21 protein-coding genes are annotated in these 23,616 nt (G+C 48.2%); 5 read left to right on the top strand and 16 right to left on the bottom strand.

What is annotated here, in order from left to right; all coding sequences use genetic code 11:
- The first annotated feature begins 14 nt into the window (after positions 1-14).
- Positions 15-299 (top strand): hypothetical protein, encoded by a 285-nt coding sequence (locus OP864_RS13780; RefSeq protein WP_270098735.1) that lies wholly within the window; start codon positions 15-17, stop codon positions 297-299.
- Positions 300-579: 280 nt separating this feature from the next.
- Here the strand turns inward: OP864_RS13780 and acs are convergent, their stop codons facing one another.
- From acs to OP864_RS13740, 8 genes are all read right to left on the bottom strand, one after another.
- Positions 580-2,481, bottom strand: coding sequence for an acetate--CoA ligase (gene acs, locus OP864_RS13775; RefSeq protein ID WP_270098734.1), 1,902 nt, complete (start codon positions 2,479-2,481; stop codon positions 580-582).
- Between the two features lie 228 nt (positions 2,482-2,709).
- On the bottom strand, positions 2,710-3,078 hold the full coding sequence (locus OP864_RS13770; protein WP_270098733.1) for a response regulator transcription factor: 369 nt from the start codon (positions 3,076-3,078) through the stop codon (positions 2,710-2,712).
- Positions 3,075-5,762, bottom strand: a complete 2,688-nt coding sequence (locus OP864_RS13765; protein WP_270098732.1) for a sensor histidine kinase — start codon at positions 5,760-5,762, stop codon at positions 3,075-3,077. Before OP864_RS13765 ends, OP864_RS13770 begins: the two co-directional genes overlap by 4 nt.
- Positions 5,759-5,956, bottom strand: a complete 198-nt coding sequence (locus OP864_RS13760; protein WP_270098731.1) for a hypothetical protein — start codon at positions 5,954-5,956, stop codon at positions 5,759-5,761. The genes OP864_RS13765 and OP864_RS13760 overlap by 4 nt, the downstream gene beginning before the upstream one ends.
- Positions 5,957-6,298: 342 nt before the next feature.
- Positions 6,299-8,119 carry a sodium:solute symporter family protein gene (locus OP864_RS13755; protein WP_270098730.1) on the bottom strand — a complete coding sequence of 607 codons (1,821 nt, stop codon included), beginning with the start codon at positions 8,117-8,119 and terminating at the stop codon, positions 6,299-6,301.
- Positions 8,120-8,144: 25 nt separating this feature from the next.
- Positions 8,145-8,429, bottom strand: coding sequence for a DUF4212 domain-containing protein (locus OP864_RS13750; RefSeq protein WP_270098729.1), 285 nt, complete (start codon positions 8,427-8,429; stop codon positions 8,145-8,147).
- A 20-nt stretch (positions 8,430-8,449) separates the two neighbouring features.
- Complete coding sequence (locus tag OP864_RS13745; protein ID WP_270098728.1) at positions 8,450-9,676, bottom strand: porin; 1,227 nt, start codon at positions 9,674-9,676, stop codon at positions 8,450-8,452.
- 674 nt (positions 9,677-10,350) lie between these two features.
- On the bottom strand, positions 10,351-11,619 hold the full coding sequence (locus OP864_RS13740; RefSeq protein ID WP_270098727.1) for a pentapeptide repeat-containing protein: 1,269 nt from the start codon (positions 11,617-11,619) through the stop codon (positions 10,351-10,353).
- A gap of 254 nt (positions 11,620-11,873) precedes the next feature.
- Between OP864_RS13740 and OP864_RS13735 the strand changes: the two genes are divergently transcribed.
- The 3 genes from OP864_RS13735 (at position 11,874) to OP864_RS13725 (ending at position 15,105) form a co-directional block, all read left to right on the top strand.
- Complete coding sequence (locus OP864_RS13735; RefSeq protein ID WP_270098726.1) at positions 11,874-12,899, top strand: beta/alpha barrel domain-containing protein; 1,026 nt, start codon at positions 11,874-11,876, stop codon at positions 12,897-12,899.
- A gap of 69 nt (positions 12,900-12,968) precedes the next feature.
- Positions 12,969-14,351: a hydroxymethylglutaryl-CoA reductase, degradative gene (locus OP864_RS13730; RefSeq protein WP_270098725.1), complete on the top strand. Its 1,383-nt coding sequence runs from the start codon at positions 12,969-12,971 to the stop codon at positions 14,349-14,351.
- A gap of 229 nt (positions 14,352-14,580) precedes the next feature.
- Positions 14,581-15,105, top strand: a complete 525-nt coding sequence (locus OP864_RS13725; RefSeq protein WP_270098724.1) for a shikimate kinase — start codon at positions 14,581-14,583, stop codon at positions 15,103-15,105.
- Here OP864_RS13725 and OP864_RS13720 read toward each other — a convergent pair.
- Together OP864_RS13720 and OP864_RS13715 are read right to left on the bottom strand one after the other, a co-directional pair.
- A complete protein-coding gene (locus tag OP864_RS13720; RefSeq protein WP_270098723.1) occupies positions 15,074-16,144 on the bottom strand; it encodes an HU domain-containing protein in 1,071 nt (356 codons plus the stop codon). The two genes, OP864_RS13725 and OP864_RS13720, sit on opposite strands and share 32 nt — an antisense overlap.
- 5 nt (positions 16,145-16,149) lie before the next feature.
- A complete protein-coding gene (locus tag OP864_RS13715; protein ID WP_015693751.1) occupies positions 16,150-16,542 on the bottom strand; it encodes a hypothetical protein in 393 nt (130 codons plus the stop codon).
- A 525-nt stretch (positions 16,543-17,067) separates the two neighbouring features.
- On the opposite strand from OP864_RS13715, the gene OP864_RS13710 reads away from it, so the two are divergent.
- Complete coding sequence (locus tag OP864_RS13710) at positions 17,068-18,894, top strand: hypothetical protein (protein WP_270098722.1); 1,827 nt, start codon at positions 17,068-17,070, stop codon at positions 18,892-18,894.
- On the opposite strand, the gene OP864_RS13705 is transcribed toward OP864_RS13710, so the two are convergent.
- The 6 genes from OP864_RS13705 to OP864_RS13680 form a co-directional block, all read right to left on the bottom strand.
- Positions 18,891-19,064, bottom strand: a complete 174-nt coding sequence (locus OP864_RS13705) for a DUF6435 family protein (RefSeq protein WP_270098721.1) — start codon at positions 19,062-19,064, stop codon at positions 18,891-18,893. The two genes, OP864_RS13710 and OP864_RS13705, sit on opposite strands and share 4 nt — an antisense overlap.
- A gap of 55 nt (positions 19,065-19,119) precedes the next feature.
- Positions 19,120-19,830, bottom strand: a complete 711-nt coding sequence (locus OP864_RS13700) for a tRNA1(Val) (adenine(37)-N6)-methyltransferase (RefSeq protein WP_270098720.1) — start codon at positions 19,828-19,830, stop codon at positions 19,120-19,122.
- A 46-nt stretch (positions 19,831-19,876) separates the two neighbouring features.
- On the bottom strand, positions 19,877-20,830 hold the full coding sequence (locus OP864_RS13695; RefSeq protein ID WP_270098719.1) for a hypothetical protein: 954 nt from the start codon (positions 20,828-20,830) through the stop codon (positions 19,877-19,879).
- Positions 20,831-20,873: 43 nt separating this feature from the next.
- Positions 20,874-21,158 (bottom strand): DUF2158 domain-containing protein, encoded by a 285-nt coding sequence (locus OP864_RS13690; protein ID WP_002656666.1) that lies wholly within the window; start codon positions 21,156-21,158, stop codon positions 20,874-20,876.
- Between the two features lie 137 nt (positions 21,159-21,295).
- On the bottom strand, positions 21,296-21,796 hold the full coding sequence (locus OP864_RS13685; RefSeq protein ID WP_270098718.1) for a hypothetical protein: 501 nt from the start codon (positions 21,794-21,796) through the stop codon (positions 21,296-21,298).
- A gap of 621 nt (positions 21,797-22,417) precedes the next feature.
- The gene (locus tag OP864_RS13680; RefSeq protein WP_270098717.1) at positions 22,418-23,614 is read right to left on the bottom strand and encodes a DUF1501 domain-containing protein; all 1,197 of its coding nucleotides are present in this window, start codon (positions 23,612-23,614) and stop codon (positions 22,418-22,420) included.
- Between the last annotated feature and the right edge of the window lie 2 nt (positions 23,615-23,616).

Here is a 23,616-nt window from a genome sequence, read left to right as displayed (position 1 = left end):
GCGTTTAGGAGGGGATGAATTATTCTATACCTTATTATAAGGATAAAAATGTTAATGGTTACAATTCTTCTTTTTGGGGGCTGCCCCTGTGGCCTTCGGCCTTGGGTCGGGCCATTGCGCAGCTCGCTGCTCGCTCGGCCCTGCAGCGCTTTCAGCGCTTTGGTCTGCCGCCTTCGGCGGCCCTGCTACAGCCCCTCAGCCTGCGCCGCCTGCTCACTGCAAAACAGCCCATCAAAGTCTGCATACTCTATTTAACACGAAATTTTTATCAAAGGATGGCCGATAAGTTAATTTCATGAGGGTTTCAACCCTCATTTAGCGATCATTGCGAAGCAATACCATTCTTGCTGTGGGTTTCAACCCACAGTAAATAGGGCCGAAGGCCCGTCGGCCTAGGGGCCTGAAAGGGGGCCGCGAAGCGGCAGACCAAGGGCGAAGCCCGCAGGGCCGAGCAGACCTGCGAGCCCTGCAAGGGCCCGGCCGCCGAAGGCGGCAGGCCCCAAAAAATAATTAAAAAAGCCATGCAGCATCTTGGCTACATGGCGCTACAACTACCCAATAAGGGACTAAAAAACTACTTTAGGCTTGGCCCAAAACGGCCTCCTTGATTTCCTCCACCACAGAGGGATCAAGTAAAGTGGAGGTATCTCCTAGGTTGCTCACGTCTCCGCTAGCGATTTTGCGAAGAATACGTCGCATAATTTTACCCGAGCGGGTTTTTGGAAGGCCCGAAACCACCTGAATGCGGTCGGGTTTGGCAATAGGACCAATTTCGGTATTGATAAGTTCTTTGAGCTCGGCCTCTAGAGCCTCTTGGCTGCATTCTTCCTGAACAATCACAAAGGCAAAAATGCCTTGACCCTTAATTTCGTGCGGATAGCCTACTACAGCCGATTCTACGATAATATCATGCTCATTGATCACATTTTCGAGCTCGGCGGTGCCCAAACGGTGGCCCGAAACATTGATTACGTCATCTACCCGGCCAATGATCCGATAATTGCCATCGGCATCGCGTTTGGCGCCATCTCCCGTAAAATATTTGTCCTTAAACATCGAGAAATAGACCTGTTTGCAGCGGTCGTGATCGCCATAAGTCGTGCGCAACATTGAGGGCCAGGGAAACTTAACCGCCAACAAACCCTCTACATTATTTTCTGTCAATTCATTGCCCTCTGCATCGAGCAAACAAGGCTGAATACCCGGCAAGGGACGAGTAGCATAGGTGGGCTTAAGAGGCGTAATATTGGGCAAAGGCGAAATCATAATCCCGCCGGTTTCCGTTTGCCACCAAGTATCTACAATAGGGCATTGGCTCTTACCAATATACTTATTGTACCACTGCCAAGCCTCTTCATTGATGGGCTCGCCAACAGAACCCAAAACCTTGAGCGAGTTCAGACGGTAAGGCGCTACATATTCTAGGCCTTTGGCCATCAAAGCGCGGATGGCCGTGGGGGCTGTGTAGAACTGATTTACTTGATATTTATCGCAAATGGCCCAAAAACGACCCGCATCGGGCCAAGTAGGCACGCCCTCAAACATCACCGTAGTAGCACCAGCCAACAAAGGCCCATAAACAATGTAAGTGTGGCCCGTAATCCAGCCAATATCAGCCGTACACCAGTAGATGTCATTCTGCTGATACTGAAAAACGTTCACAAAGCTATAATAGGCATAAACCATATAGCCCGCAGTAGTGTGCACCACCCCTTTGGGCTTACCCGTAGAGCCCGAAGTATAGAGAATGAAGAGCATATCTTCTGCGCTCATCGTTTCGGCGGGACAGTCGGTGCTCGCAGCATTCATCGCCTCTTCCAACCAAACATCTCGGCCCGCTTGCATATGGCAAAACTTATCGCTGCGCTTAGCCACCAAAACGGTTTCTACGCAAGGACAATGACTGAGCGCCTCATCGGCAATATCTTTTAGGGGAATCACTTTGGCCCCACGCAAAGAACCATCGGCAGTAAGCACTACCTTGGCCTGCGCATCATTGATGCGGTCGGCTAAAGCATTGGCCGAAAAACCAGCAAAAACCACCGAGTGAATGGCCCCAATACGGGCACAAGCCAAGGTCGCAATAGCCAGTTCTGGAATCATCGGCATGTACAAACAAACTCGGTCGCCCTTCACTACGCCATAAGACTTGAGCACATTGGCCATCTGGCAAACCTTGGCATGCAACTCCTTATAAGTCAAGCGAATTTCAGGAGTTTTGGGTCCGTTGGGCTCCCAAATAATCGCCGTCTGATCGCCTCTTTCGGCCAAATGACGGTCTAGGCAGTTTTCCGTAATATTCAATTCGGCGCCCTCAAACCATTTGACATCGGGGCCATCAAAATTCCAAGAAAGGACATTATCCCATTTCTTTTTCCATGAAAAACTTTCGGCTACATTGGCCCAAAAAGCCTCTGGATTGGCTACGCTTTCTGCATATACTTTTTCGTATTCTTCCCAGCTGTTGATTTGGTGTTCCATATTAGAAACTATTTTGTCAGGTATGTGAAATTTATATTTTTTTGGGGCTGCCCCGCCCTGCGGGCGGGTCGGGCTGTGTCGCAGCTCGCAGGGCTGCTCGGCCCTTCGCAAAATTTCGCTTCGCTCATTTTGCTCGGTCTGGCGCTGCGCGCCACTGCTATCCATCCCTCAGCCGCTTCGCTTCGCTCGCTTGCGGCGGCTAAGCCGCCTGTAGGTCGCAAGGGCTGCTTAATCTTCTAGCATTTCTGCAATCAGTTCAACCAGCTCTTGGTTATCAAAGGGTTTGGCCAAATAGGCATCGCCACCATGGGCATAACCAGCCAATCGGTCTTGTTCTTGGCCCTTGGCGGTCAGGAAAAGGATAACGGTATCGGGCGACAATCCCTGCGTTCGCATTTCCTTGGCCATTTCTAGTCCGTCCATAATGGGCATCATAACATCTAGAATGATGAGTTGGGGACCAAATTCGGCTACTTTGGCTAGGCCTTCTTGGCCATTGGCGGCAGTAGCTACCGTATAGCCTTGGTCCTGCATCAGAAACTCTAGGGCTAGGCGGATGCTGCTCTCATCATCGACAATTAAGATTTTAGCGTTCATTTTTTTGTTGTTAGCGGTATGGAGAAATAAAAGGTAGAGCCAAAATTGGGCTGGCTACTCAGCCAGATATGGCCTCGGTGCTGCTCAATAATTTGCTTACAGATGGCTAGGCCTAGGCCGCTGCCCTTGGGCTTGTCGCGGCTGGGCATTTGCCCTTGTTTAAACTGCTCAAAGATAGATTGGTGCAGCTCGTTGGGAATCCCAATGCCATTATCAGAGACCGAAAAGATGAGCTCTTTCCCATTTTTTTCGGCATCAATTTGTATGCGCAAAGGCCGGCCAGCCTGCTTAAACTTAATGGCATTCGAGATGAGGTTGATCAGGACCTGTTTTAATCGGTCATAATCGGCCTCAACAATATAGTTGGGCCGAAGGCTTTGGAGTTTATTTTCTACGGTCACCCCATTTTGCTCCATAGACTCTTCCAAGATCAGTAAGACATCGGCTAGGAGTTCTTGGACCAAAAAGCGGGAATAGCTAAAGCTCATTTTGCGTTGCTCTAGGCGCTGAAAATCCAAAACTTCATCAATTAGGCGGCCTAGCCGCTGGCTTTCCTTAAAGATAACGGCCAGAAACTGCGCCTGCCGTTCGGCGGGCAAGCTGTCTTTGCGCTCTTTTAGGATCTGACTCAGCGATTGGATAGAGGTAAGCGGGGTGCGCAGTTCATGCGTTACCGTACTCACAAAATCGTCTTTCATCTGGGCCAATTCTTTGAGCTGCTCATTGGCCTGTTGGAGTTCGGCTTGGGTGCGCTGCAAAATGGCCGATTTACTTTCGATTTCTCGGGTATAGCGCAAAAGGGCCTCGGTTTCCTGCAACATCTTAAAGAGTTGCTTTTGGCCAATGGGCTTTTGCTTGACCATACTGGCAAAGATGGCCCGAGCAGAAGCCGTGCCTAGCACGCCCCCCAAGGTATTTTCTGCCGCCTGAATAAATTGATTATTGGCTAAGCTCATCGGGAGATAAGACTTTCCTTTTTCTTCAAAGAACTGTTCGGCCCACTCTAGGGCCTGTTCACTCATAAAGCGGCTCAAAAGGGCCACAATATCGTGGTTGAGAATTTGGCTGTGGTCATCTTCTTCGGGCTCGGCAAAAGGCGAATGGTCCTCATCATCAATAAAGAGGGCCGCCTGCGTCAGCTCCAAAGCAGAAGGTTTACTTCTGAGCGAAACGCCCACATAAAAAATGAGGTTAGTCAGCAAGCTCCAAAAAGCGGCTCTAGGCACCGGATGCTGTTCGCTATCGGCAAGCAAAGCAGCCCAATCGGGCCAAAGTGCTGGCAGCGGAAGCATAGCTCCCCAAACAATAAAGCCGGCTAAAATACCCGCCTTGGCCCCGGCTTTTGTGGCCGACCGCCAAAAGAGTCCGCCCAACATAGCTGGCGCCAACTGCGCAATGCCCACAAAAGAAACCCAACCCGTATCGACCAAAGGCCTTGCATTAGCAATAATCTTAAAGTAGATATAGGCCCAAAGAATGGTAAAGGCCACGGCTGCTCTTCGAGCAAAGACAATGCTGCTACTCAGCTGCTGCGCCTTATTCAAATCAATGGCTTTGGTCCGAATCAATATAGGAATCAGCAAATTGCTTGTGACCATAGTAGAAAGGGCCAAAGTAGCAATAATAATCATCCCAGTAGCGGCGGCCAAGCCCCCCAAAAAAGAGAGCAAAGCCAAGGCATCTTGGCCCTCTGCCAAAGGCAGACTCAGCACAAAAGAATCGGCATCATAGGCTTGGCCCTCAAAATAGAGCCGGCCAGCAATAGCGATTATTGGCACAAAAAGGTTAATCAGCAACAAATAGAGCGGAAAAAACCAACTGGCCATTTTGAGGTGTTGCTCATGGCTATTTTCTACTACCGCCACCTGAAACTGCCGAGGCAGAAACAAAATGGCCGACATAGAAATGAGGATAAACCAAGACCAATCCCAATAGCCCAAATTATCATTTCCCTGCATGCTGAGTAAAGGCCTTAACTCCTCTTTTTCCAGTGCTGCCTGAAAAATACTTCCTGGTCCATCGTACAGCCCATAAGCTACATAAAAGCCAAGGGCCAAAAAGGTCACTAACTTAAAGACCGACTCAAAGACGATGACCGCCATGAGCCCATCTCGGCGTTTACTGCTATCTAGATTTTGCGTACCAAAAAAGATGATGAAAATGGCTAGAATAATTGCAATAAAAAAAGCCGTATCACCCAAAATGGTCATCTGGCTAAAGTCTGTGGTAGCCGGATCATAGCCAATTAAGGTATTTAGGCTAACGGTAATCGCTTTTAGCTGTAGCGAGATATAAGGGACCACGCAAGCAAAGGCAATAAAGGCGACCAAACCACCCAGAAAACCGCTTTTTCCGTAACGGGCCGAAATAAAATCGGCAATAGAACTTATTCTTTGTTTTTTGGATACTCGAACCATTTGGCGCAAAAGCAAATACCAAACAGGCGAAAGCAAAAGCGGTCCCAAATAAGTCGTTAAGAAAACGGGCCCACTGCTACTCGCCTTACCCACACTGCCGTAGAAGGTCCAGGCTGTACAAAATACAGCTAAGGACAGGCTATAGGCCAAGGGATTATCGGTCCAGCTCTGCCCCTTCTCTGCTCTTCGGTTGGCCCAATAGGCCAGCACAAACAACAAAGCCAGATAGGCTAGAGCCACTGGAATGGCAAGTTGGGCTGCGCTCATTTAGTGGTTTCGTCTTCTTGCTTTAAGATCCAATATAAACCTAGCAATAAGAGCAGCCACAAACAAAGCACATAGGCGTAGAAGAGCGGTAGCACTCCAAACACCAAAGTTGACTGATTGAAACTCTTGACAATAGGATAACTGAAGAGCAAACAACAACAGCCAAACCAACTAATCAATCGCTGCTTTTGCATAGGTTAAAATCATTTTTCCCAATATATAAAAAATTAGATACCTATATAATTTTAGGGAAAAGATTTATTGGCCATAAATAGTTGGAGACCGAAAAAAAAGGAGAAATAAAGTAGTCTCCACTACTTTATTCTCCTTACAAACCTACTAAACAGAATAAGAACTTTTTGGTCCCCTTTTTTTGGGGTTTTGCAGGGGGCGAAGCCCCCGCAGGCCTAGCGATGTGTAGGGGTGGCCGAAGGCCAGACCAAGCTGCCTTTAGGCAGCGAAGGGCCGAGCGAACAGCGAGCCCCGAAACGTAGCGCCGAGGAGCGCAGCGAGGCGGAGGCCCCAAATCCTTAGTATTAGTGATCTTGTGCTTCTCCAGCTCCAGAAGGAATGCGAATCTCTTCTACAATTTGCTGCACCTCTAGAGGGGGAGCCGGCGTAAACTGGCAAATCACGATAGAGACTACAAAGTTGACGACCATAGCGACTGTTCCGAAGCCTTCGGGCGAGATGCCAAACCACCAATCATCGGCAGTAGTGGGGCCAAACATATTAAATTTGTAGTTGAGCATATAGAAAAGCATAAGGCTCAAACCGACGACCATTCCAGCAATTGCGCCTTCTTTGTTCATCCGTTTGTAGAAAATCCCCAGAATGATAGCGGGGAAGAAGGAGGCCGCAGCCAGACCAAAGGCGAGGGCCACAACGGCCGCCACAAAGCCGGGAGGATTGATCCCGAAATAACCGGCAACGACCACCGCAAAAGCGGCGCTAATTCGAGCAGCCAAAAGCTCTCCTTTTTCAGAAATGTTGGGCATGAGCTGCATTTTGAGCAAATCGTGCGCAATAGAAGTTGAAATGACGAGTAGTAGACCTGCAGCCGTAGAAAGGGCGGCGGCTAGTCCCCCTGCAGCAACCAAAGCAATCACCCAGTTGGGGAGCTCGGCAATTTCAGGGTTGGCCAACACCATAATATCACGGTCGATATAGAGTTCATTTTTGCTCGACTCATCGGGGTTGGTCACCAGACGTTCGCCATTGGCGCCATTGTCTTCGGCAAAAGTAGGCGTTTTGCCTTTGATAGCGGGACCAGCCACATACTGAATGCGGCCATCATTGTTTTTATCTGACCAAGCGACTAGGCCCGTTTCTTCCCACTTCTTGAACCAGTCGGGCATGGCTTTGTACTCTACATGCTCTTTGGTTTCTTCATTATAGACCGTTTGCAAGAGATTGGTGCGAGCAAAAGCCGCAATAGCAGGAGCCGTAGTGTATAGAATAGCAATTAGGATCAGTGCATAACCGCCAGAAAGGCGAGCCGAGCGCACATCGGGAACCGTAAAGAAGCGCACAATTACGTGAGGGAGTCCAGCCGTCCCCACCATAAGGGCACAAGTAATGGCAAAGACATCAATCATACTCTTTTTGCCCGAGGTATACTCATGAAAACCGAGGTCTCGATGCAGGCTATCTAATTTATCTAAGAGAAAAGTGCCATCTTCTAGGGTTCCGCCAAAGCCAAGCTGGGGAATAGGCGTTCCAGTCATCTGAATCGCAATAAAGATAGCGGGCACCATAAAGGCAAAAATCAAAACGCAGTATTGGGCCACCTGGGTGTAGGTAATTCCTTTCATACCGCCCAAAACGGCATAGAAAAATACGATCAGCATCCCGATCACTACCCCCCATTCGATAGAGGTTTCTAGAAAGCGAGAGAAGACCACTCCTACCCCACGCATTTGTCCAGCTACATAAGTAAAAGAGACAATAATAGCGGCCAAAACAGCCACCAAACGAGCGGTACCAGAGTAATAGCGATCTCCGATAAAATCGGGCACCGTAAACTTACCGAACTTACGCAGATAGGGCGCAATGGTCAGGGCCAAAAGGACATACCCACCGGTCCAGCCCATGAGGTACACCCCACCATCATAGCCCATAAAGGAAATCAGTCCAGCCATAGAGATAAAGGAAGCGGCAGACATCCAGTCGGCAGCCGTGGCCGCCCCATTGGTTAGGGGCGAAACCCCTCCACCAGCAACATAGAAGTCTTTGGTAGAAGAAGCTCTTGACCAAATAGCGATAAAAATATAGAGGCTAAAAGTCAGCCCAACTAAGATATAGGTCCAGCTTTGCACCGATAAAAGTGGCAAGCCAGCAAATAGATAATTCATCATTGTTCTAAGATTTTAAGGCAGTAATTTATTTGTCTAGTCCATACTTTTTGTCTAGGCGATTCATCAACCAAACATAGACAAAAACCAAAACCACAAAGGCATAGATAGCGCCCTGCTGGGCAAACCAAAACCCTAGTTTGAAGCCCCCTAATCGGATGCTATCTAGACTGGGAGCGAATAGAATTCCAGCCCCAAAAGAGACCAAGAACCAAATCACTAAAAGAATGAGTAGGTAGCGCAAATTCTCGCGCCAATAGGCCTGCATTTTTTTGTTATGGGCCTCTTTATTTTGCAAGTTGTTCTCTTCCATAAGAGTTAAATATTTAAGGGTTAGAGGAATACGGCAGCCTGCATACGGACCAAGCCTTTGCGCTCGGAGCCCGTAGCTGCTGCTTTATTGGATTGATATTCTAATGATATTTTTGCATGATGCCCCTGCATAAACCAGTTGGCGCCAATGGTCAGCCCATTGGCCGCCTCTTCAAAGGCTTCGAGTTGGCGATAAGAGCCCGCCAAGTAAAATTGTAGTCGACCTAAATCGGTAAATTCAGGCAAGAGATAACCGGTCTGTAGATAGACAATATTTCCGGTTCCAATTACATCACTGCTGCCCGTTAGGCGGTAATTTGGTCCAAAATTGTAGCGATAATAGACCCCATAGGCCGTAATCGCCCCCTTGCCCTCTCCTAGCGGAGCATCATAAAAGGCATCTACACCAAAAAGAGAGACATTATGAGAAACCGTGTCGCCTTGCAGATCTAAACTGCTGCTGCCCTTGGGGTGCAAATTGAAGCCCGCCCCAACATTAAAGACCTTCTTTTTGCCTAGGTAGGTCCCTACCATATAAGGCAGTTTGTTCGACTCTTTATCTAAAAATTGGTAGTTCAAATAACCCGCATAGACATAGCCCCCATCATTGAGGTAGGTCGCTTGGGCGGTATCTGGCGCAATGCCTTGGTCCAAGTTATTGACCAAAGCCTGATTGACCGCCAAACGGTAATCCAAACGGTCAATTTTTCCTTTGGCATAAACGCCCAAATGCCGAGCAAATTGGTCTGTCGTCCCAATCGTGGGCCAATTGAAACGAGGCGCATCTATCGTGAGCATGTTCAAAGTACTCTGGTTGCTCAAGCGAGAAATTCCGTTCCAATAGTGTAGGCCGGCCCCCATCGATAGATAATCCTTATAGACCTTGTACTCGGCCCAGGCGTCATGCATAAATAAGCTGCTTTTGGTCGATTGGCCCACAGGATGCAGCCCCGAGGCCGTTAGGCTGTTCAATCCAAAATGCGTCAAAATCAAAAAACGAGGAGATACCTGCGCATAGGCCAAAAACCGAGAACGACGCAGCATTAAATCTACCGACAGTTGGTCCTGACTGTTCATCTGGGCCGTTCCCCAGACCTGATGCCAAGTGATAAAACGAATGTATTTGCTGCCGTCTTCATTCAAATTCAATTTCAAGGGCTTATAGCTATGGTCCACTTCCTGAGACCACAATTGGCTGGAACTGCTCAACAAAAGCAGCAGTACAATTAAGCGAGATAAGGTTTTCATAGGCAATGTTTTGAGTGCGTTCTTTTATCTAGGTATAAATGTATATAAATATCTATATAGATAAAAGTCTATACTCAACTTTTTTTGCCATTTGGGCCAATTTTTTTCTACAAAACTGCTTTTAAGCCAAATTATCCTTTAAAATAGGGGCTTGAGCTAATAATTATTTGGTAAACTTTTTTAGTCATTTTGTCTACTCTCTAGCCCTCGCCTATCAAAATCCTTCTTTTTTATTGTTTTTTGGGGCCTCCCGCCTGCGGCGGGCGCTACGTTTCGCAGCTCGCTGCTCGCTCGGCCCTTCGGCGGCTTTGCCGCCTCGGTCTGGCCCTGCGGGCCACTGCTGCACATCGCTAGGCCTGCGGCGGCTCCGCCGCCTGCTAAACCGCCTAAAGGCCTTGACTAGCCTGAAACTTTTATCAAAGGATGGCCGAGAAGTTAATTTCATGAGGGTTTCAACCCTCATTTAGAGATCATTGCGAAGCAATACCATTCTTGCTGTAGGTTTCAACCTACAGTAGTCGGCCTAGGGGCCTGAAAGGGGGCCGCGAAGCGGCAGACCTAGGGCGAAATGAAATGAGCCCGCAGGGCCGAGCAGACCTGCGAGCCCTGCAAGGGCCCGGCCGCCGAAGGCGGCAGGCCCCAAAAAAACTCATCCTAATATATATAGTATCCAATTAGCGGAGGACGCCCTCTAGTTGGGCACCGGGAAAGCGAGCATCGGTAAGGATAGCGCCACGGAAATCCACCCCTCTAAGGTCGGCTAGTTCAAAATCGGCCCCTTGTAAATTGGCATTGACAAAGCTAGCCCCACGGAGGCAAGCCCGAGAGAAATCGCTACCAGCCAGTTGGGCCTCGGCAAAGATGGCTTTTTCTAGCATGGCATCGGTAAAGAGGGAAAACTGCAATTGGGCCTCACTAAAATTGAGATATTTGAGCCAAGCGCCACAAAAAGAGGCATAAGGCATTTGCAACTCTTCGAGGTCCAACTCTGCCGAAAGTCGCCGCATATCTAAAATAGCCTGTTGGCCCTTGCTTAGCTCTCTGCCCAATTGGTAGGCCCCAAAAACTTGCCCCATCAGTTGCATCATCTTCCATTGGCCGCCGGCCCCACCCGCTCGCAAAAAATCTTGATGGGCCAACAAAATGCGTTGCCATTCTTCTTCTTCTATGGCTGGCGATTGCTCGGCCCTTTGGCGCATAGCCGCACTTTTGATGGTTGAGCAATCGCTAGCGGCTTGTCCCGCTAGGGGAAACTCCTGTTCAAAAAGCAATTGTTTGAGCTGATGTTTTTGGGCCAAACTGCGCCAATCTTTTTTGCTCCATTGGCTAAGAGGCGGGCTAGGCGCCTGCAGATAAGCTTGGCGGGCACTGCTGAGGGCCTTTGTTTGCAAAACAAACTGAAAATACTGGGCCACCGAAAGGGGAAAAGAGGCCTCGAAGTTCAGGCCATATTCATCGGCAAAATAGAGCGGGGCCCCTGCTTGGCCAAAATAAATAGCCTGTATACAATAGGAAGAAAAGGCATCTAGAGGATACATCTGGCGATAAAACTGGCCTAGCGAAAGTGATTCGCCTGCAAACTGAATTTGCTCTTGGGGGCGCAAGAGCTCTTGAAGGTAGGGACTAGGGGCCAAAAGTTGCTCTATGGGCAAGAGAAAAAAGCAACCTTCCTCCTCTCTAAACTGCTGCAGCGGATAATCCCAATCTTGTGGGCCTGTTGGCCCAGCCAAGGCATTATTTTTAAAAGCCCAACGCAACTGCAGGCCATTGGTTTGTAGATAAAAGGCCTTGAGCTCGGGGGCTAAAACAATCCCCTTTTCGGCCTCCAACTCTTCTATTTTCTCGGCCCTGGCGGGCGAAAAAACTTCAAAACTAAGGAGCCTAATCGCTTCTTCCTCTGCCAGCTCTTGAGCTAAGCGCCTAAATTCTTCAAACTGTGACATGCTACTGCTTAATATTCTGTTTTTTCTGCGAAAAAGAAATGGCTAGCGGACTAAACATTATATTTAATGTACTTGTTAAAGCCCCAAATATTGTTGATTCAGCAACCGCAGGCAGAGAGTTTATTGTTAATTCTCTGCTTTTTTATTCGCTGCATGGACTTCCTGAGCCCAAAGGCCCAAAAGATAAGCTAAAAAAACTAAATTTGTTGTTCTTAGCGTTAAACTGATTAAAAAACGACCAAATACCTACTAATTTGTTTGAAGACCAAGACAAAACCGCAGTAAGCCGCAAAAAGGACCATATTGCACTGGCTTTCTCTTCCCAAGTAGGGGCCAATCAGCTCGACCCCCGCTTTAGTTATGAGCCCTTGCTTTCTAGCCATCAGGCTAAAGGCCTGCCTGAACAGGAGTTTTTGGGCAAGCGTTTCCGAGCACCGCTTTGGGTCTCTAGCATGACTGGCGGGACTGATTGGGCCAAAACAATTAACGAGAACTTAGCCCGAGCAGCCAAACAATTCGGTTTTGGAATGGGCCTAGGCAGCTGCCGGGGTCTCTTGACCGATGATAGCTTTCTGGCCGACTTTCAGATGCGTCCCATTTTAGGCTACGACCTTCCGCTTTATGCCAATTTGGGCATTGCCCAGCTAGAACAACTGCTAGACAATAAGAAAACGGAACTCATTCTCCGCCTTATCGATAAACTTCAGGCCGATGGACTGATTGTACACGTCAATCCCTTTCAGGAGTGGTTGCAACCAGAGGGCGACCGTTTCCGTTATGCTCCTATAGATACAATTGAGCGCCTGCTCGACCAATTGCCGCAAATTCCACTCATTGTAAAAGAAGTGGGCCAAGGTATGGGGAAAGAAAGTTTGCGGCAGCTGCTCCAACTCCCTTTAGCGGCTATAGATTTTGCAGCCAGTGGCGGCACTAATTTTGCGCTTTTAGAATTACTTCGGGCCGACCTAAGCCTGAAAACAGCCTACGAGCCCCTAACTTACATTGGGCATTCGGCCCCGCAAATGCTAGAGTTTGTCAATGAATTAGTAGATGAGCTAGGCGATAAATTGCGCTGCGAACAGTTAATCATCTCTGGGGGAGTCAAAAACTTTCTAGATGGTTATTATCTTTGCCAAAAATCTAAGCTCCCCGCCGTTTACGGTCAGGCCTCTGCCCTACTCAAGCACGCCCGTGGCAGTTATGAAGATTTAGAACTCTTTTTACAACAGCAAATTCAGGGACTAGAATTGGCCCATCAGTTTTTGCGCATAGTTGATTAAATAAGGGGAACTCCTGTACAGACTATTCTCTTAAAGGACTCATAAACAGAGTCTAAAAAAATATAGCCTATGAAAAATCCAAAAATTGTTTCTGGATTTTCTAAAAAATCGAAACGAGGAAAACTACGCTGGTTGGTCGAAAACTTTTTCAAGCATCCTGAAGAAGTAGCCCGAGAGCTCAAAAGCTTTTGGTATGGCGACCCTCAAAAACAAAAAATATTTGATGAGTTCAGCGAAAATACCATCACCAACTTCTATATGCCTTATGGTGTGCTGCCCAACCTCAAAATCAACGAGGAGGTCTATTGCGTGCCTATGGTCATTGAAGAAAGCTCGGTAGTAGCCGCCGCTTCTGCCGCAGCCAAATTTTGGCTAAACCGTGGTGGATTCAAAACAGAGATTCTAGCCACCAAAAAGGTGGGCCAAGTACATTTTGACTGGAAAGGCAAGCGCAAAACCCTAGAAGCGCTAATGCCCAAAATCAAACAGCTCATTCATACCGAAACCTCGCATATTACAGCTAATATGCGCAAAAGAGGGGGCGGAATTCTAGACATTGAGCTGCTCGATATGAGTGATTTAGAGCCTAACTATTTTCAGCTCCAAATGACTTTTGAGACCTGTGATTCTATGGGGGCCAACTTTATCAACTCGGTCCTTGAAGAATCTGCCCGCAGCCTCAAGCAGTTTATTGGCAGCCAAGAACAACTGCCTGCAGAAGAAAGAGAATTGACCATTATTATGGCCATTTTGTCGAATTATACGCCAGAATGCCTCGTCCGCGCTAGTGTAGAATGTCCCATTGAGGAGCTCGGCAATTTCTGCGATGGCGATATGCCCGCCGAAGAATTTGCCCGCAAATTTGAAAAGGCCCTTAATATTGCTCGCATCGACACCTACAGAGCCACCACCCACAATAAAGGAATTTTTAATGGCATTGATGCCGTGGTCATTGCTACGGGCAATGATTTTAGAGCCGTAGAAGCTTGTGGACATGCCTATGCCGCTAGAGATGGAAAATACCGCTCGCTCTCTTTTGCCGAATGCAAGGATGGCATCTTTAAGTTTTGGCTAGATATTCCCCTAGCGGTGGGTACTGTGGGCGGCCTAACGGCTCTTCACCCTATGGCCAAGCGCTCCCTAGAAATGCTCGGTCAGCCTTCTGCCGAAGAACTCATGCAGATTATTGCCGCTACGGGCTTGGCCCAAAACTTTGCCGCGGTCCGCTCTTTGGTCACAACAGGGATCCAAAAGGGCCATATGAAAATGCACCTGATGAATATCCTCAACCATTTGGAAGCCACCGAAAAAGAGGTAAAAGAGGCCTTGGTCTACTTTGCCGATAAGTTGGTTTCTTTCAGCTCGGTTCGGGAGTTTATCCAGCTTTTGCGCAGTACACCTGAGGGGATGCCTCTCCCCCTTCCCATTATGATTGAGCGCAAGAAATCTTAAAAAATAGGCCTTTGGCCCTCAAAGCTCCAGACCTTTAGTTGGTTTGGGGCTTTTTTTCTTTTTTGGGGCTGCCCCTCCCTGCGGTCGGGTCGGGCTGTGCCGCAGCTCGCAGGTCTGCTCGGCCCTTCGCAAAAAATGCTGCGCATTTTTGCTCGGTCTGGCCTTCGGCCACTGCTATCCATCCCTCAGCCGAGGCGCTTCGCGCCTACTAGACGCAAAAAAATTAAGTATGCAAAAAATCGTTTTAATGGGCTTTATGGGCGCTGGCAAAAGCTATTGGGGCCCTAAACTGGCCCAAGCCTTGGGCTACTCCTTTGTTGATTTGGACCAATATATAGTGCAGCAAGAAGGCCGTAGCATTCCCGAACTATTTGCCCAAAAAGGCGAGGCTTATTTTCGGGCCCAAGAGAAAAGCTATTTATTAGCATTATTGGAGCAGAAAGCGCCCTTAGTATTAGCTTTGGGTGGGGGCACACCCTGCCAAGCAGGCATTTTGCCTCTTTTATTGGAGCAAAAAGGGCTACAGCTCATTTTTATCGACCCGCCTTTGGCTGTATTGCAAAAGCGCCTAGCCCAAGAAGCCGAGGGGCGGCCCCTATTGGCCCAAAAAAAAGGTCCAGCACTGCAAAAATTTATTGTGCAGTACTGGACCCAAAGGCGGCCTTATTACTTACAGGCCCCTTATCGCTTTAGTGGGGAGCAATTAGATGAATTATTGGCCCTTATTCCTCGGCCACCCAAGCCTGAGCAATAACCTCTTGGCGGATGCGGCTTAGCTCTTGCTCAAAGCGGCTATGCGGATGAGCGGGAAGCAGAGCCGCTACACGGTCGAGGCCAGTATAGAGTTTTTTGACCTGTACCTTATAGCCCATAGCTTCTAATTGGGCCTTATTCCGTTCTGTATTAAAGTCTTCTTTAAAGACGCCAATGACCACAATTTTTTGGTCCAAATGTTTAGGCGAGATTTCTTCTTGAAATTCCTTGGCTGTTTTTTCGGCCACAACTTCCTCCTCTTTTTCTTCTTGGGCCAGGGGGCTACTCAAGCTTCCAGCCGAATTCTTTTGCCAGGGAGAAGTCTGTTCTTCGGCGATGTTTTCTTCTAGGGCAATGCCCATTTGTCCTTGGGCCTCTGCCTCGGCTAATGCTTGGCTGGCCATTTCATTTTTCAGTTGTTGGCGTTGCATCTGAATAAGGCCAAAATAAGTTTCTTGTTGTTCTGTGACCAGCGGCAAAATAGACGGCATGGGCGTCGTATTGGCTTCTGGTTGTGGGCCCCACCAAGGGGCCGTAGCTAGGCCAGTGGCTAAAAGTAGGCCCAAAGCGGCCATGGCATACCAGCGTTTTGCGGTTTTCTTTTTGCGCCCCTCTAAGATTACGCCTTTTTCTAGGTAAGATTTTTTGCGTAAAATGGGTTGGCAGTTAATTTCGGGATAATGATTTTGGGCCAAAACGGCTTGCTCCTTAAAGGTCGCTTCTAGTGTAGGGAGCAGGCCTTCCTTGGCCATAATGGGCAGGGGGGCTTGTTGGGCCACAAACTGCTCAATTGTTTTTTGGGCCTCAGTAGCGGCTAAAAACTCTTTTTGGACCAATTTATTTTCTAATAGCTGCAGAGGATCCTCTCTGAGGTCGGGATTAAAGACCAGGCTATAGTTAGGGGGCAGTAAAAGCTGGCCCTTATTTTCTAAACTTGCCGATTGGTATTGCCACTCAAAGGCGCCTAGGCCTGGAACAATCAGGCGGGGGTAGCGCTCCAAGATTTCGGCCATTAGGGGGAGCAGATTGGGGGTAGACATAGCGGTTAATCGATTGAAATGGCTTTTTGGATGCGTTCGGTATAGCTATGCAAAACCAAAGTATAATTGCCTTTTTCCAATTTAGACAAATCTAGCTCATAGATCGTATTGCTAGGCAAATCAAAGAGATGATCATCAATAGCTACAATTTCTTGGTTTTCATCAGAGGAGAGGCTAAGTCGGCTCATTTTTCCTCCTAGGGCCTCAAAATCGATATATAATTTTCTGCGGTTTTGGTCTATATGCAGGCTCCAATTTTCTGAGCTTTCGTCTAGTTCTGTTTCAAAGGCAGCCCAATTAATACTCTCCTCGTTTTGTTCTAATTCGGCAGTTTGTTGTGCTTGAGCAGAGAAGCCAAAGGCAAGGCATAGTAAGCTAGATAAAAAGAATGCTTTCATAGTGGCGAGCGTTGAAATTATTTTTTTTGTTAGTTGGCTTGTTGTGGGCTATAGCTGTTGAATTTAGCGGTAATTTTTTGCTAAATCGAGCTTGATAATAAGAAAAGCCCATAATAATTACAAAAAGTTTGGCTAAAAAGGTTCGGAATAAGGATAAATTAACGTCTCTTTTGGGGGAATTGTTTTGTCCTTTTGCGGATTAAGGCTGGGCACTGCAGTTGGGGCAGGCATGGCCTAGCGATGTGCAGCAGTGGCCGTTAGGCCAGACCGAGGCGCTTTGCGCCGAAGGGCCGAGCGAATAGCGAGCTGCGCAACGTAGCGCCTGCCGCAGGCAGGAGGCCCCAAAATAAAATAAGCAGAAAACAGTTTATAAGTATACTGTATCTTCCTCCCTTAGATTCTTTTTCTCTGGCCTATAAAATTCTTATATTTTTGAATGTACTGGTCTATGATAAGCTCCCCGCTTTGGTCTGAAGCTTGCAGTTTAGACCGATCCAAAACACACTACCAAAGCAATAGAATATTATGCATCAAGTATACACCCTTAGTTTTTTGTTTATGCTCTTCGGTTTTAGCTTAATGGGGCAGCCGGGTCCTTCTCCGACCAAAGCCCTATTGACCTTAGAATTTGTGCATCCGGAGACTGGGGCTCATTTTCCTTCTTTGCCCTTTAGGTTGCAGCGAGTGGAGACTGGTGAGAGCTGGCAATTTGCGACAGACAAAGAGGGCAAGGCCAACTGTTTGTTGCCCATTAACAGTCGTTATGAATTGTATGTTCGAGAGAGTAATTTGATTGCCAACATCAATATTGAGGCGGGGGAATTTCAGGAGCACCGCATTCAGATTCCCTTTGATGGGGAGGGCAGTCCGGTGGTAGAGCGCAAGGAAGAGCTCTGTCATTTGAAGATTCAGTTGATTGACCATCAGCAGCGGCCTTATTCGGCTAGGGAGCGTTTGCGTTTACAAAACAAGGCTACGGGAGAAGACTCATTGCTTTGGATAGAGGGGGGGCGTTTAGAGATTGATTTGCCCAAGCACAGTCGTTATATTTTGAGTTTTGCCAAGGCGCCCAACTATGCCGAAATTGTACTGGGCGGGCAGGATTATTGGGAGGAGCAGGTGCTTTTTGAGCGCAAAAAAGGCTATGATAAATTTCCGAGTCGGAGCCATGGTTTGGTCAACTTCAGGTATGTAGATTTGGAGGGCAATAGTGTGCCGAACGAGCCTGTAGAGGCCTTGGATCGGGCAAGTGGCGAGCGTTTTACGGCCTTTACGAACAAAGGCGGTTTGGCGCAGTTGCTCTTGCCCTTAGGGCGGACCTATTTATTCAGCACCGCTTATAATCCGCATTTTGAGGAGCGAGAAATTGTTTGTGCCGAGGGCTATGCCCTTTATGAATTGGATTTACTTTATCAGGCGCCTAGCTCTGCCGATTGGTTAAAAAGCTTTGCGCAGCAGGCGGCGCTCAACCGCCTCAATGACTCTTTGCGGGCCGATTTACTGGCCCAGGCAGCGGCCAATTTGAAGGCCCAACAAGCGGCCGAAGAAAAGCAAAAGGCGGTAGACCCCATGCTTAGTAAGCTAGACCTCAGAGGAATAAAAACCTTTAAGATTCGGAAATTGATTGAGCGAAAAAGCCAAATACTCAAAGACAGCCTCCAACTCAATCCCAAGGTTTTGGAGCATCATTACAACAAACCCGTTTTGGCCAGCCTACTCCGTTTGCAAGATGCTTGGGAAAAGCGTATTATTGTTACAGATGTCACGGCTAGCATGTCGCCTTACTTTGAAGAAATTTTGCTTTGGCACAGCCTCAACCTGATGAAAGCCACCGATAATAAGTACGTCTTTTTTAATGATGGCGACAATGAGATGAACAGCCATAAGGTGTTGGGGCGCACGGGCGGCTTGTACTACTGCCAAGGAAAGGTCATTCAGTTGGACCAAATTATTGGCCGCTTGAAAGAGGCCTCTGGTGTTCGCCGGGCAGGTGGAGATGCGCCCGAAAATGATATTGAGGCCCTTTTGGCTGCCCAAGCGCTTCGGACCGATAGCTTGGAAGAAATTATTTTGATTGCCGATGCCTTTTCGCCTGTTCGCGACATGGCCCTACTCTATCAGCTCAATTGTCCCATTCGGGTAATTCTTTGTGGCTGGGAAGAGGGCAATGAGTTTTATCCGAAAACCCCATTGCCCAATCCAGAATATCTCACAATTGCCCACCGAACAGGAGGCTCGGTGCATACGCTAACCAAAGACCTCTGGGACCTATCCAAAAAGGATGATGGAGATGTAATTGAGCTGAGTGGCCTGCGCTTTTTGCTCAAAAACCATCAGTTTATCAAAAACTAGGATTTGGCCCTCAAGGCCTCAATTTTTAGTTGCAGCGCTTCGGCAGCGGCAATTTTCTCGGCATAGAGGCGCAAATCTCCAGATCGTTGGATATCTCTGGCTTCTCTCATCAATTCCTCATATTGCTTTTCGAGTTTTTTGATGGGGTCTTTTTTGAAAAAGGAAAACATAGGCATACTGTTAAAAAGGTGATATAGGAGCTTAACAGCAGCCTTAAGAAAGCGTTTAAAAAATAATCAAGAAGTCTTTTAATAGCTGCCGATAGCTATCGGCATAGGCATAATCTGGTGGGCCCTGACGCATGATAATTTCTTGCTGTTGGGGCTTTTCTATGGGCGCTTGCCCCCATTGCAAAAGCAGGCGCTTGGGCGCCTTGCCCAAGCGGCTGATAAAATCGCAGCGGCGATGCAAAAATAAGCCGGCCTCTTGGGCCAATTCATGAAAATAAAGGGCTTGGGCAGTGGGTAAAATAATGGCCAATTGGCCAGCTGGGGCAAAAAGCGCTAGGCTGTGTTCTAGCAGTTCTTCAAAACTTAGACTTAAACTCGAGCGGGCTTGTCGGCGATCCTGATCTAGGGCCTTTGAGAATTCTGCTTCTGGATAAAAAGGAGGATTGCTCACAATCAAATCATAGCGAGCTGCACTAAAGCTTTGCAGCCCTTGGGCATACAGGCTGAGGCGGTTGGCCCAGGGACTAGCCGCAAAGTTTTTTTTGGCCTCCTCGGCCGCCTGCAAATTGATTTCTACCGCATCAATTTGAGCCTGAGCAAAACGCTGGGCCAACATGAGAGCCAGCAAACCCGTCCCTGCCCCAATGTCTAAAATCCGCCGGCCCGAACAATGCGCCCAAGCCCCTAATAAGGTCCCATCGGTCCCCACTTTCATAGCCGCCAAACGCTGCCGAACTACAAATTGCTTAAATTTAAAGTCTTGCATAAGCAAAAATAAAAAAGCAGGAGCTATTCGCTTCCTGCTTTATCTATTAAAAATCTAGGTCCAGATCAAAGTCATCCTCATCATCCATTCCTAAATCATCATCATCATCTCCAAAGTCGAAGTCATCGTCGTCGTCATCATCGTCATCATCGTCGTCGTCATCATCGTCGTCGTCATCATCATCGTCGTCGTCATCATCGTCATCATCATCGTCATCATCATCGTCATCATCATCATCGTCGTCATCGTCTCCGAATAGATCATCGTCATCGTCCAAATCTAGACCGAGGTCCTCGTCATCGTCCTCGTCATCGTCGTCATCGTCTCCGAATAGATCGTCATCATCATCTCCAAAGAGGTCATCGACATCATCATCCATATCAAAGCCGAGATCGTCATCATCATCGTCAAAATCTAGATCATCTAGGTCCAAATCATCGGCTAGCTCGTCGAGATTGAGGTCATCGAGATCGAGGTCGAGATCATCTTCATCCAAACCGAGGTCCAAATCGTCATCATCATCGAGGTCGAGGTCCAAATCGCCAAGGTCGAGATCATCTTCATCCAGATCCAAATCGAGATCCAAGTCTAAATCATCATCATCGAGGCCCAAATCCAAATCGTCGAGGTCCAAATCATCATCATCCAAACCGAGGTCGAGGTCCAAATCATCTAGATCAAAGTCGTCATCCTCTTCAATGACAGCGGCGGCGCCAGCCGCCGCGGCACCCACTGCCGCTACAGCAACTCCCGAGCCTCCGGCTTGTTCGAGTTGTACGAGTTCTAGATCTTCTTGCTTGAAGATGCCTTGTTTGAGTTGGCGGCCTTCAAACCAGATACAGTTGGGGTCGCCAAAGCTAAAGCCTTGTAATTCGAGCCGGCGATCCATGGCCTTAAAAAGCTGTCCACTTCCATCATCATCATGATTGTCTCCAATCAAGCGAACGACGGTCATGAGTATATCATTTTCTTTGTGGCGAACCACATCTCCTACTTGCATATTTTTTGGTTTAAACAGGGATTAAACTAAGCAAAAGCTGGGGCTACCAGTCGTCGTCATCATCGTCATCGTCATCGCCTCCGGCTCCTACTTCGGCCAAAAACTTACCATCGGGCGTTTTGAGGCAAACGGCCTTAAAGGTTTGGACCTTTCTTTTGGTGTTCCCTTTGGCATCTTCGGTCTGGAACTCGCAGGTGATGTCTCCTTTCTTAAATCCCTTGAGCAAAGCGGCCTTTTCTCGGCTACTTCCACTACCCGTCAAAATATTTTTAATGATCATTTCTGGGCCTCCAGATTTTAAGAGGACCACATCTCCTATTTCAGCCATATTTTTATTTTTTTGTTGCGGTTCTAAATATAGAAGATTCGCCCACGATTTACAAAGGAGATGTTAATTTTTTTCTGTAGACTTTTAGTGTACAAAAAAAAAGCGCCCAGAATTTAAACTCTGGACGCTCTATAAATTTATTTTTTCATCAAAAGCAGGGCGGCGGCTCTGGCTTCTTCTAAAAAGGAACAGCTATAGCTTTCTTTTTTGAGTTCGGCCAGTTTGGCGGCCAATTTCTTTTCATCTTGGAGTTGCTCTGCAGCCAAAACCTCCCAATAGTTGGGGTAATCTTCCAAAATAGCCGCCTGCGCTTCTTTGAGCGAACAACTTTCTTTGGTCGATTTCAAATAGGTCTTAATGTCTTCGGCCCATTTTTTTGCATCTTCGGCAGAAACATCGGCCAAAACGGCCTTAACTTCCTCCTCCCCTTCTGCATAGGCCAAATTGCCAATTAGGTCCTGCAATTCTTGCGAAATGGCAGCCGTATAAAGGTCATTGAGGCAAAAACAATGTACATCTAACTGAGCATTGAGCAAGTCTTCCGCAGTTAGTTCTACGGCTTCTTCTACTTCTTCCTCTTGGGCCCAAATCTGGGGCAGTTGTAGGGCCATCAAGGCCAAAATTAGGAAAATACGCATGGCTTAAAAAGATTAAATTCTAGGGTGAAAAATGCTTTTTAAGCTAGTTGGGCGTTCAGCCGTTTCCGGCCAAGCTAGGGAGCCCAGGGCTCCTGTCTTTTCGCTTTCCTAGCACTGTCAAAGAACTATACAACAAACTGATTAACAGTATTTAAGAGCAGTTTGGAAAATTGAGATTAGCTGCTCTTTATTTTTAATAAAGCTACTACTCTTTTTCTATTCTTCTCCCTTTTTCCGCCTTTTTTTTGCTTCTTTTTTAGTTAATATTTTGGGGCCCGCGGCCAGCAAGCTGGCCGCCGCTATGCTGCGGGGCTCGCAAGTCTGCTCGGCCCTTCAGGCTACACTTCGTTTCGCCTTTGGTCTGGCCTGCGGCCACCCCTCCGCAGCGCTGGGCCACTCCACCCTCTTTTTTGCTTTTGGCCTTGGGCTTCGGTGGTGATTTTTGGTCCAGAACAGGCGGCAAAGCCGCCTGTAAAGGGCCGAAGGCCCGCGGCTGAGGGGCTGTAGCAGGGCCGCCGAAGGCGGCAGACCAAGGAGCAAAGCGACGCAGGGCCGAGCAGACCTGCGAGCTGCGCAATGGCCCGACCCAGCCTTTGGCTGGGGCAGCCCCAAATCCTCCTTCTAAAAAATATCTAGCTTGGGCAAACTGCGGCCTAAAACCGCCTGGGCATCGGCCTGCAACCAATCGGAAAGGATGGCCTGATAGACCCGCCGAAAATCAATATCATAAATCAAATCGCCCTGATCGAGTTGGCTTAAGGAAGCCGGCGCATTATAAATGCCCGCCTTTTTGAGCCCGCCGCCCATCAAATAGAGGTTGTTGGCCGTGCCATGATCGCTGCCGCCACTGCCATTTTCGGCCAAGCGCCGCCCAAACTCCGAAAAGGTCATAATGAGGCTGTTTTCCCACTCCCCTGCTTTGCGCAACTCTTGGCGAAGAGCCGCCACCGCCTGAGCATATTGCCCCAAAAGCTGGGCCTGCTTATTTTTTTGGTTGGCATGGGTGTCAAAGCCCGTCAGACTGGCATAATAAACCTGGGTTTCGCAGCCCGCCGAAATCAACTCAGCGATCTGCTTGAGGTCCTTGCCAAAGCCCGTTTTGGGATAATCGCCAGAGGAAGTATAGAGCTGGGCTTTCTCCATTAGGTAGTTGGCCGAAGATTCGGTTTCGCCTAAAGTTTGGTACAAATAGGCCAATTGCTCGTGCTCGGCGGCATGTTGCTGCTCCAAAAGGGCCTGAATAATGGGACTATTGAGCTGTCGTTTGAACTGCTTGGGATTATTGACCGCCAAGGCCGCCATTTTATCTCCTTTGAGGGCCAAACTCAGTTGATTGTCGAGCTCGATGGCAGTATAGGGTTTGGGCTGCGGCAACTGCTCCAAATAGCGGCCCAACCAGCCTTTGGACCAAAATTCATTGGCCGCAGAGCCCGTCTGCCAAATATCCATGGACCGAAAATGAGAGCGGTCGGGATCGGGATAGCCCACGGCATTTAAAATTAGGCATTCGCCCTCTTCCCAAAGGGCCTGCAGGGGCTGCATAGCGGGGTTCCAGCCCTGCAACTCATCCAATTTGATGAGCTCCTGCTTGGGAATGGCCAAGCGGGGACGTTTTTGGTAATAAATATCGTCCTCAAAAGGGACCAAGGTATTGAGGCCATCATTGCCGCCCGTCAGTTGTAGAATAATCAGGCGGCGGCCCTTAAATTCGGTCTTGCCCTTCCAATCATTTTGATAGGCCTTGAGAAAAGCCGGCAACAGCATGGCGCCCGCCGTTACTACTGCCGATTTTTTTAGAAAACTTCTTCGATTCAACATAG

The sequence above is a fragment of the Saprospira grandis genome, assembly GCF_027594745.1.
Taxonomy (GTDB): domain Bacteria; phylum Bacteroidota; class Bacteroidia; order Chitinophagales; family Saprospiraceae; genus Saprospira; species Saprospira grandis.
This window is presented reverse-complemented; position numbering and strand designations above follow the sequence as displayed.